This is a genomic window from Pseudomonas sp. P4_C8, from assembly GCF_056401975.1.
This window is the reverse complement of record NZ_JBFUIH010000013.1, coordinates 103365-114455: the sequence shown is the minus strand read 5'-3', so window position 1 is coordinate 114455 and position 11091 is coordinate 103365. Positions and strand designations below refer to the sequence as shown.

General features: G+C 59.5%; 9 protein-coding genes and 1 pseudogene. 4 read left to right on the top strand and 6 right to left on the bottom strand.

Translation table 11 applies throughout. The annotated features are described in order from the left end of the window. Positions 1-152 (top strand): annotated as a pseudogene (locus tag AC1DWM_RS10945) (IS5/IS1182 family transposase); the annotation flags it as partial. Between the two features lie 135 nt (positions 153-287). On the opposite strand, the gene fba reads toward AC1DWM_RS10945, so the two are convergent. The 6 genes from fba to tkt form a co-directional block, all read right to left on the bottom strand. Continuing rightward, entirely contained in the window at positions 288-1352 is a 1065-nt protein-coding gene (gene fba, locus AC1DWM_RS10940) for a class II fructose-bisphosphate aldolase (protein WP_007945427.1), read from the bottom strand. Between the two features lie 238 nt (positions 1353-1590). Next, on the bottom strand, positions 1591-1923 hold the full coding sequence (locus AC1DWM_RS10935; protein ID WP_477795187.1) for an MliC family protein: 333 nt from the start codon (positions 1921-1923) through the stop codon (positions 1591-1593). A gap of 56 nt (positions 1924-1979) precedes the next feature. Further along, complete coding sequence (locus AC1DWM_RS10930; protein WP_477795186.1) at positions 1980-2201, bottom strand: hypothetical protein; 222 nt, start codon at positions 2199-2201, stop codon at positions 1980-1982. A gap of 34 nt (positions 2202-2235) precedes the next feature. Beyond that, positions 2236-3399: a phosphoglycerate kinase gene (locus AC1DWM_RS10925; protein ID WP_192416742.1), complete on the bottom strand. Its 1164-nt coding sequence runs from the start codon at positions 3397-3399 to the stop codon at positions 2236-2238. 17 nt (positions 3400-3416) lie between these two features. Further along, positions 3417-4466, bottom strand: a complete 1050-nt coding sequence (gene epd, locus AC1DWM_RS10920) for an erythrose-4-phosphate dehydrogenase (RefSeq protein ID WP_477795185.1) — start codon at positions 4464-4466, stop codon at positions 3417-3419. Positions 4467-4643: 177 nt separating this feature from the next. After that, the gene (gene tkt, locus AC1DWM_RS10915) at positions 4644-6641 is read right to left on the bottom strand and encodes a transketolase (protein ID WP_223518179.1); all 1998 of its coding nucleotides are present in this window, start codon (positions 6639-6641) and stop codon (positions 4644-4646) included. Between the two features lie 273 nt (positions 6642-6914). Here tkt and AC1DWM_RS10910 point away from each other — a divergent pair, with 273 nt between their 5' ends. The 3 genes from AC1DWM_RS10910 (at position 6915) to ligB (ending at position 11071) form a co-directional block, all read left to right on the top strand. Next, positions 6915-7910, top strand: a complete 996-nt coding sequence (locus AC1DWM_RS10910; protein WP_223518176.1) for an ArsR/SmtB family transcription factor — start codon at positions 6915-6917, stop codon at positions 7908-7910. Positions 7911-7928: 18 nt separating this feature from the next. Next, entirely contained in the window at positions 7929-9119 is a 1191-nt protein-coding gene (metK, locus tag AC1DWM_RS10905; protein ID WP_223518173.1) for a methionine adenosyltransferase, read from the top strand. A 278-nt stretch (positions 9120-9397) separates the two neighbouring features. Further along, positions 9398-11071, top strand: coding sequence for an NAD-dependent DNA ligase LigB (gene ligB, locus AC1DWM_RS10900; protein WP_477795184.1), 1674 nt, complete (start codon positions 9398-9400; stop codon positions 11069-11071). The last annotated feature ends 20 nt before the right edge of the window (positions 11072-11091 follow it).

The window sequence follows — 11091 nt, the reverse complement described above, 5'->3', positions numbered from 1 at the left end:
ACCTTAAACAGTGGTTATTTGGTAACGCTCGCTTCTTGCTGCGACAGCTTGAAGGCGCGAGGGCTGAAATGGCCTTGGCGGTGAACGCCTATAACCTGAAAAGAGCGATTAACGTGCTGGGCGTGCGTCAGATGATGGCGCTGATGGACTGAAAAGCCTTTTTTCGTCTGCTGTGAGCACAAAAGCAAACGCCCCGAACAAGTCGGGGCGTTTGCTGGAACCACCATCAGTGTGTTTTCACACAGTCTGTCTCGGCGGGTTTTTATGCAACTCAAACACTAAAGGTCTTAGTTCACCTTAGCGTTCAACTCACCCTTCAAATACCGCTGATACATCCCTTCCAGCGAGATCGGCTTGATCTTCGAAGCATTACCAGCAGTACCAAACTGGTTGTAACGGTCGATACACACGTCACGCATCGCCGTCACAGTCGCACCGAAGAACTTACGCGGATCAAACTCGCTAGGATTGGTAGCCATCAAACGACGCATCGCACCAGTGGAAGCCAAACGCAGGTCAGTATCGATGTTGACCTTGCGCACGCCGTGCTTGATGCCTTCAACGATTTCTTCAACCGGCACGCCGTAGGTTTCTTTGATGTCGCCGCCGTACTGGTTGATGATCGCCAGCCACTCTTGCGGAACCGAAGACGAACCGTGCATCACCAGGTGGGTGTTCGGGATACGTTTGTGGATTTCTTTGATGCGGTCGATGGCCAGCACGTCGCCGGTAGGTGGCTTGGTGAACTTGTACGCGCCGTGGCTGGTGCCGATGGCGATAGCCAGGGCGTCGACCTGGGTGCGTTTGACGAAGTCAGCAGCTTCTTCCGGGTCGGTCAGCATTTGGCTGTGATCCAGAACGCCTTCGGCGCCGATGCCGTCTTCTTCACCGGCCATGCCGGTTTCCAGCGAACCCAGGCAGCCCAGCTCGCCTTCTACCGAGACGCCGCAGGCGTGAGCCATGGCCACGGTTTGTTGGGTAACACGGACGTTGTAGTCGTAGTCCGTCGGGGTCTTGCCGTCTTCGCCCAGGGAACCGTCCATCATTACCGAGCTGAAGCCCAGTTGGATGGAGCGCTGGCAGACGTCAGGGCTGGTGCCGTGGTCCTGGTGCATGCACACCGGGATGTGTGGGAATTCTTCGATTGCCGCGAGGATCAGGTGACGCAGGAACGGGGCGCCGGCGTATTTGCGAGCACCGGCCGAAGCCTGGACGATCACCGGGGAGTCAGTCTTGTCAGCGGCTTCCATGATGGCGCGCATCTGCTCAAGGTTGTTGACGTTGAAGGCTGGAACGCCGTAGCCGAACTCGGCTGCGTGGTCCAGCATCTGGCGCATGCTGATAAGTGCCATTGTGTATGTCTCTCCCGGTTTGGGTCGTTAATCGTGCCAGCCTGCCGTAGCGGCGGCGGCTATTCAAGTTATTGCAGATCGGGGGTTGGTCCGGGCTGCGAATTCGGTCAATGCGTATTGGCTAACACATCCCCTGCAGGAGCCGGCTTGCCGGCGAAGGCGTCCGCCGGGACACCACATGCCTCAAGGGCCTCTTCGCTGGCAAGCCAGCTCCTACAGGGGTTGCGTCGAGCCGTTATTACTCGGCTTTACAACCGCGGCCGATCAAATCATTGGTGGCGACCCAGTACACCAGGCCTTCCTCACCTTTTACGTGAAACGCCAGCATGTCGTTGCTGTACAGCGAACCTTCCGCTCCCGGCTCCAGCGTCAGGCGATAGACCTGATCAGACCCGCCGAGACGCACGTCGACTTCCTTGCGGCTGTCGTCGGTGTAGCGCCACAGCACTTTGGCCTGACTGTCGCAGGTCCAGGTGGTCCAGTTATCCACAGGTGCAGACGACTGGAACAGGTTCAACTGAGCGCAACCGGCCAGCAACGCCAGCGCCGTAACGGCGATAAAACCTTTCATCCATCTTCCTCGACTGACGGCGCACGCCGCCAGCCCTGAGTAATGAGTCAGACCCGTCAAGGACAGCCCTGTTCCTTGGCGGGTGTCCGTGTCTCGTATTTATCCAGGCCATCCGGCCCGGAACGCTTGTTGAGCACAGGATTGGTTTCCGCTTGCCAGTCGGCCTGGTAGCAGCCTTTTTCCTGGGTCTGCGGCGCAGGCTCCGGCGTGGCTTTCGGGTTACTCCCGCAAGCCGCCAGCAGGCCCGCTGCAATCAGCAGCGTTAACGTCTTGACCATGTAAACACTCCTTTGCCTGGTCAAATGCGCGGCCTCAGGCCTTGGCCCGGCTTTCCAGGACTTCAACGGCAGGCAGCACCTTGCCTTCGACGAATTCAAGGAACGCGCCGCCACCGGTAGAAATGTAGGAGATCTGCTCGGCCACGCCATATTTATCGATGGCGGCCAGAGTGTCGCCGCCACCAGCGATGGAGAACGCCGAGCTTTCTGCGATGGCCTGGGCCAGCACTTTGGTGCCGTTACCGAACTGGTCGAATTCGAACACGCCCACCGGGCCGTTCCACAGGATGGTCTTGGACGACTTCAGCAGCTCGGCGAAATTCGCCGCGGTCTGTGGGCCGATGTCCAGAATCATGTCGTCTGCGGCCACATCAGCGATCAGCTTGACGGTCGCGGTGGCGCTCTCGGCGAATTCCTTCGCAACGACTACGTCGACCGGCAGTGGCACGCTGACTTTGGCGGCGATGGCGCGAGCGGTGTCCAGCAGGTCCGGTTCGTACAGTGATTTGCCAACCGGGTGACCGGCAGCCGCCAGGAAGGTGTTGGCAATGCCGCCGCCGACGATCAGCTGGTTGCAGATCTGGCTCAGGCTGTTCAGTACGTCGAGCTTGGTCGAGACCTTGGAGCCGGCAACGATGGCGGCCATTGGCTGAGCCGGGGCGCCGAGGGCTTTGCCCAGTGCGTCCAGTTCGGCAGCCAGCAATGGGCCTGCGGCGGCCACTTTGGCGAACTTGGCCACGCCGTGGGTCGAACCCTCGGCACGGTGAGCAGTGCCGAAGGCGTCCATCACGAACACGTCGCACAGGGCGGCGTATTGCTGGGCCAGTTCGTCAGCGTTCTTTTTCTCGCCTTTGTTGAAGCGCACGTTTTCGAACAGCACGATGTCGCCGGCTTTGACGTCGACGCCGCCCAGATAGTCAGCGACCAGCGGCACTTCGCGGCCCAGGGCCTTGCTCAGGTAGTCGGCGACCGGCTTGAGGCTGTTCTCAGCCGAGAACTCACCTTCGGTCGGACGGCCAAGGTGCGAGCAGACCATCACGGCCGCGCCTTTCTCCAGGGCCAGCTTGATGGTCGGCAGCGAGGCCAGGATTCGCGCATCGCTGGTGACAACACCGTCCTTGACTGGGACGTTGAGGTCTTCGCGGATCAGTACGCGCTTACCTTGCAGATCGAGGTCGGACATCTTCAACACGGTCATGGGTCGCAATTCCTGAGTTACGGTTTTTTAATGGCTGTTTGCAGATAGTGTTCTGCAACGTCCAGCATTCGGTTGGCAAAACCCCATTCGTTGTCGAACCAGGCCAGGATGTTCACCAGCCGTGGGCCGGAAACTCGGGTCTGACTGGCATCGACGATCGCCGAATGTGGGTCATGGTTAAAATCACAACTGGCGTGAGGCAACTCGGTATAGGCCAGCAAGCCTTTGAGCGGGCCAGTAGTGGCGGCCTCGCGCAGAATCCGGTTGACCTCGGTGGCGTCGGTGTCGCTGACGGTCTGCATCGTAATATCGAGGCAAGACACGTTAACCGTCGGCACGCGTACGGCTTTGGCCTGAATTCGCCCGGCAAGTTCCGGAAGCAGGCGTTCGATGCCTCGCGCCAGACCGGTGGACACCGGAATCACCGACTGGAACGCCGAACGGGTGCGGCGCAGGTCTTCATGGTGATAGGCATCAATGACCGGCTGATCGTTCATCGCCGAGTGAATGGTGGTGATCGACACGTATTCCAGACCGATGGCCTGATCCAGCAGACGCAACAGCGGCACGCCACAGTTGGTGGTGCAGGACGCGTTGGACACCAGCAGTTCGTTGCCGGTCAGGCAATCCTGGTTCACGCCGTAGACGATGGTGGCGTCGACATCCGCCTCGCTGGCCATCGGCTGGGAAAACAGCACACGTGGCGCGCCAGCGTCGAGGAACCGCTGGCCGTCTTCACGGGTGTGATAAGCGCCGGAGCATTCCAGCACCAGATCGACGCCCAGCGACGCCCAATCGATGCCTTCGGGGGTGGCACTGCGCAGGACCTTCACGCAGTCGCCATTAATATGCAGACAATCGCCGTCGACTTTCACTTCACCGGGAAAACGCCCGTGAGTGGAGTCGAAGCGTGTCAGGTATTCGATGCTGGCCATGTCAGCCAGATCGTTGATCGCGACAATTTCAAACCCGGCCTTTTCGCCTCGCTCAAACAACGCACGCAAGACGCAACGACCAATCCGGCCGTAGCCGTTGAGTGCAACTTTGTAAGGACGCGGTTGAGGCATGGGGTTCTCGATAGACGCAGTCAGACGAAATCTCGTTAACAACACAACCCCTGTAGGAGCTGGCTTGCCAGCGAAGAGGCCATTAGTCTCTGCATTGCCGTTGGCTGCACAGACGTCTTCGCTGGCAAGCCAGCTCCTACAAGGGATTGCGGTGGTCATGAAACCACCGCGTTGTGCTTAGTCTTCCAACAGCTCTTCAGCCTGACCCAGGATGTTTTCCAGGGTGAAGCCGAACTCTTCGAACAAGGCTGGCGCAGGCGCCGACTCGCCGTAGGTGGTCATGCCGATCACGCGGCCTTCCAGGCCCACGTACTTGTACCAGTAGTCCGCGTGGGAGGCTTCGATGGCGATACGGGCGCTGACCTGCAACGGCAGAACCGCTTGCTTGTAGCCAGCATCCTGAGCATCGAACACGCTGGTGCACGGCATCGAAACAACGCGCACTTTATGACCTTGTTCGGTCAGCTTGTCGTAAGCCTGAACCGCCAGGCCCACTTCGGAACCAGTGGAGATCAGGATCAGCTCAGGCTCACCGATGCAGTCCTTCAACACGTAACCGCCACGGGCGATTTCGGCGATCTGGATCGCATTGCGGGTTTGGTGCTGCAGGTTCTGACGCGAGAAGATCAGCGCCGACGGGCCGTCTTTACGCTCCAGCGCGTACTTCCAGCACACCGCCGATTCAACGGCATCGGCCGGGCGCCAGGTGTCGAGGTTCGGCGTGCAACGCAGGCTCGCCAGTTGCTCGATTGGCTGGTGAGTCGGGCCGTCTTCGCCCAGACCGATGGAGTCGTGGGTGTAGACGTGGATCACACGCTGCTTCATCAGGGCCGACATGCGCACTGCGTTGCGGGCGTATTCCATGAACATCAGGAAGGTCGCGCCGTAAGGCACCAGGCCGCCGTGCAAGGCAACGCCGTTCATGATGGCGGTCATGCCGAACTCGCGCACGCCGTAGTACATGTAGTTGCCGCTGGCGTCTTCGGCGGTGACGCCTTTGCAACCTTTCCACAGGGTCAGGTTGGAGCCGGCCAGGTCAGCCGAGCCGCCGAGGAATTCCGGCAACATCGGACCGTAGGCATTCAGAGCATTCTGGCTGGCTTTACGGCTGGCGATGGTTTCGCCTTTGGCAGCCACTTCGGCGATGTAGGCGGCGGCCTTTTCGCTGAAGTCGGCTGGCAGGTCACCGCTCAGACGACGGATCAGTTCGTTGGCTTCGGTCGGGAACGCAGCGGAGTAAGCAGCGAAACGCTGATCCCACTCGGCTTCGGTCGCTTTGCCGGCTTCCTTGGCGTCCCACTCGGCGTAGATGTCAGCCGGGATTTCGAACGGACCGTGGTTCCACTTCAGTGCAGCGCGGGTCAAGGCGATTTCCGCGTCACCCAATGGGGCGCCGTGGCAGTCTTCTTTACCTTGCTTGTTCGGCGAACCGAAACCGATGGTGGTCTTGCAGCAGATCAGGGTTGGCTGATCGCTTTTGCGCGCGGTTTCGATTGCAGTCTTGATCTCTTCCGGATCATGACCGTCGACGTTGCGGATCACCTGCCAGTTGTAGGCTTCGAAACGCTTTGGCGTGTCGTCGGTGAACCAGCCTTCGACTTCGCCATCGATGGAGATGCCGTTGTCATCGTAGAAAGCGATCAGCTTGCCCAGGCCCAAAGTACCGGCCAGCGAACTGACTTCGTGGGAGATGCCTTCCATCATGCAGCCATCACCCAGGAACACATAGGTGTGGTGGTCGACGATGTTGTGACCAGGACGGTTGAACTGCGCCGCCATGACTTTTTCAGCCAGGGCAAAACCCACGGCGTTGGCCAGGCCCTGGCCCAGTGGACCGGTGGTGGTTTCAACGCCCGGGGTGTAGCCGAGTTCCGGATGGCCCGGGGTGCGGCTGTGCAATTGGCGGAACTGCTTCAGGTCATCGATCGACAGGTCGTAGCCGGTCAGGTGCAGCAGCGAGTAGATCAACATCGAACCGTGACCGTTGGACAGCACGAAGCGGTCACGGTCGGCGAACGATGGATTGCTCGGGTTGTGCTTCAGGTAGTCACGCCAAAGTACTTCGGCGATATCCGCCATACCCATAGGGGCACCGGGATGGCCGCTGTTGGCTTTTTGCACGGCATCCATGCTGAGGGCACGAATGGCGTTGGCACGCTCACGACGGCTTGGCATCGCTGTTCTCCTGCGGGTTCTGTAACGAGAGTGAATAAAACGAAATGGAAAAAAGGCGAGCATTTTCCCTCACCGGGCCGCCTCGGGGCAATGACAGATAGTCATCTGGAGGCGTTTTTCCATTTGATAACGACGGTTTCGACGGGTGAAACCTTTCCGCTGTCCGTTTGTTGACTGAACCTGACGTCGAGAAGTGCCATCTATCGAGCAATATCAAAACTTTTTGATATTGCTCTTGCAGGGATTTCTACCCGTCACTAGACTGCTGGCCCTATGAATTTACCCGTGCCTTCCATTCAACATGACAATTGCGACGAGCTGGCGGCCCTCTGCAAGGCCGGCGGCGATCCTCTGCGTCTGAATGTATTGCGTGCCCTGGCCAACGATTCGTTCGGCGTACTGGAACTGGCGCAGATCTTCGGCATCGGTCAGTCCGGCATGAGTCATCACCTCAAGGTATTGGCCCAGGCCGGCCTGGTGGCGACCCGCCGTGAAGGTAACGCGATTTTCTACCGTCGCGCCCTGCCCCATACCGACCTGCTGGGTGGCAAGTTGCACGCCGCGCTGCTGGAAGAAGTGGACAACCTGACCCTGCCGGCCGATGTGCAATCGCGGATCGGTCAGGTGCATGGGCAACGAGCGGCGGCCAGCCGGGACTTTTTCTCACGGGTCGCGGAGAAATTTCGCGCCCAGCAAGACTTGATCGCCGGCCTGCCGCAGTACCGCGAAAGCGTGGTGGCCTTGCTCGACAAGTTGAGTTTCAGCACAGGCGCCACGGCCATTGAAGTCGGCCCCGGTGACGGCGAGTTTCTGCCGGAACTGGCGCGCCGCTTCACTGAAGTCACCGCGCTGGACAACAGCCCGGCGATGCTCGAACTGGCCCGCCAGGTCTGTGAACGTGAAAAGCTGGCTAACGTCAGCCTGCAATTGGCCGATGCATTGAACGGTGTAAGCCTTCAAGCCGATTGCGTTGTACTGAACATGGTGCTGCACCATTTCGCCGCGCCGGCCGAAGCGCTCAAGCACATGGCCGACCTGCTGCATCCGGGCGGTAGCCTGCTCGTGACAGAGTTATGTAGCCACAACCAGAGTTGGGCCAGGGAGGCCTGCGGTGATCTCTGGATGGGGTTTGAACAGGACGATTTGGCCCGTTGGGCCACCGCTGCGGGACTCGTTCCCGGGGAAAGTCTCTATATAGGCTTACGTAATGGTTTCCAGATCCAGGTCCGCCACTTTCAGCGACCGACTGGCGACACTCACCATCGGTAAATTCAGGAAAACATCGAGATGAGCGAATACTCCCTCTTCACCTCCGAGTCCGTGTCTGAAGGACATCCGGACAAAATCGCCGACCAGATTTCCGATGCAGTGCTGGACGCCATCATTGCTGAAGACAAGTTCGCCCGTGTAGCGGTCGAGACCCTGGTAAAAACCGGCGTTGCAATCATCGCCGGTGAAGTGACCACGTCGGCCTGGGTCGATCTGGAAGACATCGTCCGTAACGTGATTCTCGACATCGGCTACAACAGCTCCAATGTCGGCTTTGACGGTGCGACCTGCGGCGTGATGAACATCATCGGCAAGCAGTCCCCCGACATCAACCAGGGTGTTGATCGTGCCAAGCCTGAAGACCAGGGCGCCGGCGACCAGGGCCTGATGTTCGGCTACGCCAGCAACGAAACCGACGTGCTGATGCCAGCACCGATCACCTTCTCGCACCAACTGGTTCAACGCCAGGCCGAAGCCCGTAAATCCGGCCTGCTGCCTTGGCTGCGTCCGGACGCCAAGTCGCAAGTGACTTGCCGTTACGAAGGCGGCAAGGTTGTCGGTATCGACGCCGTTGTACTGTCGACCCAGCACAACCCTGACGTGTCGTACAAAGACCTGCGCGAAGGCGTGATGGAGCTGATCGTCAAGCACGTACTGCCTGCCGAACTGCTGAGCAAGGACACCCAGTTCCACATCAACCCGACTGGCCAGTTCATCATCGGCGGCCCGGTTGGCGACTGCGGCCTGACCGGTCGCAAGATCATCGTCGACAGCTACGGCGGCATGGCCCGTCACGGCGGCGGCGCGTTCTCCGGTAAAGATCCATCGAAGGTTGACCGTTCGGCCGCCTACGCCGGTCGTTACGTGGCCAAGAACATCGTTGCTGCAGGTCTGGCCGAGCGCTGCGAGATTCAGGTTTCCTACGCGATCGGTGTTGCTCAGCCTACGTCGATCTCGTTGAACACCTTCGGTACCGGCAAAATCAGCGACGACAAAATCGTCAAACTGGTTCGCGAAATTTTTGACCTGCGTCCATACGCAATCACCACCATGCTCAACCTGCTGCACCCGATGTATCAGGAAACCGCTGCGTACGGCCACTTTGGTCGCACCCCGGCCACCAAGACCGTGGGCGACGATACATTCACCACGTTCACTTGGGAAAAAACCGACCGCGCCGACGACCTGCGTCTGGCTGCCGGTTTGTAAGATTTCCCCGGCGGTACCCAAAGCCCTGCACGGTTCGTCGTGCGGGGCTTTTTATTGTCTTTCGCTTTGCACCGTATCGCCGCCATCGCGAGCAGGTCGAATCGTCGAACCGTCGCTCCCACAGGGGTTTTGTGTACGCCACAGATTGAATGTGGGAGCGAGCCTGCTCGCGAAGAGGCCAGCCCGGTCGCCCTGAAACACCAGGCAAAACACCTACCCTTCCCGCCTGAAAATTTTGACTAGCCTTCAAGCACTCCACTTGAGCAAGGACGCTCACAATGCTTCTGCGCCTGTTTTCCGTTTTCTTCCTGACCTGGTTTTGCCTCAGCTCAAACGCAGCCGACTGCCCCGACTGGCCACCCGCCCGCGCCCTGGACGAAATTACCGCCCTGCAAAAACAAATCGACCGTTGGGACGACCGCTATCACCGGAGCGGACGCTCACTGGTCGCCGACGACATCTACGATCAGTCCCGCGCGCAATTGATCGAATGGCGTGAGTGTTTTGACTTGGGCAGTGCGCCCGAACCCTTGCGCACTGCCAGTGGCCAGACAGCCCATCCCATCGCCCACACTGGCCTGGACAAACTCCGTGATGAACAGGCCGTGGAAAACTGGCTGCGCGATCGCAAGGACCTCTGGATACAACCCAAGGTCGATGGTGTGGCCGTGACTTTGATCTATCGCGATGGCCTGCTACACCAAGCCATCAGCCGTGGCGACGGGGTGAACGGACAGGACTGGACGACCTCGGCACGATTGATCCCCAGCATTCCTCGGCAACTGGCCCAATCAGTGGATTTGCTGGTGCAAGGCGAACTCTATTGGCATCTGACTGACCACGTACAAGCCAAGAGCGGTAGCCTCAATGCCCGCTCCACCGTGGCCGGCCTGATGGCCCGCAAGACCATCACCCCTGAACACGCCACCGGCATCAGGCTGTTTGTCTGGGACTGGCCACAAGGCCCGGCCAATCTGCCCGAGCGTAACGCGACTCTGGATGAGCTGGGCTTCCCGAGCACTGCGCCCTACAGCCAACCGATCCAGACATTGGCTGATGCGCAACGTTGGCGCGATCACTGGTATCGCTCGTCCCTGCCGTTTGCCAGTGACGGTGTCGTCCTGCGCCAAAGTCAGCGCCCCTCGGCCGAACGCTGGCAAGCAAAAACACCCTACTGGGCCGTCGCCTGGAAATACCCGTTCGCTCAGGCGCTGGCGCAGGTGCGAACAGTCGAGTTCAAAATTGGGCGCACCGGTCGGATCACACCGGTGCTGAACCTGACACCAGTGACGCTCGATGACCGGCAGATCAAGCGCGTAAGTGTCAGCTCGCTGCGGCGCTGGGAGGAACTGGACATCCGTCCCGGCGATCAGGTGTCCATCAGCTTGGCGGGACTGACCATTCCCAGGCTCGACAGCGTTGTACTGCGCAACACCGAACGCCCCGAGTTGAATGTTCCGCTGGCAGCCGACTTCCATCTTTTGAGTTGCTGGAAGCCGACACCGGGGTGCGAAAGCCAATTCCTTGCGCGACTGGCCTGGCTCAGTGGCAAGCAGGGGCTGGCCTTACCCCATGTAGGCCCCGGAACATGGGAGAAACTTTTAGAAACAGGCCGTCTGAATGGCCTTCTGGATTGGTTGACCTTCGACGCTCAAGAGCTTGCTACCATTAACGGCTTCGGCGAACGCAGCAGTGCTCGTCTTTTAAACAGTTTCAACAGCGCTCGACAGCGTCCTTTCAGTCGTTGGTTGAAAGCCTTGGGTTTACCTCCGACGGGGCAGGCGCAGCTTGCCAATTCATGGCAGGAACTGGCGAATCGAAACACCAAACAATGGCAGGCTGAAGCCGGGATCGGCCCGGGACGTGCGGCCCAACTGAGCGCATTTTTTCGCGACCCGCAGGTCCTGGCCTTGAGTGAAACATTACGAGTTGCCGGAATTGACGGTTTCTAGAGACCGACAATGCCCGGCAG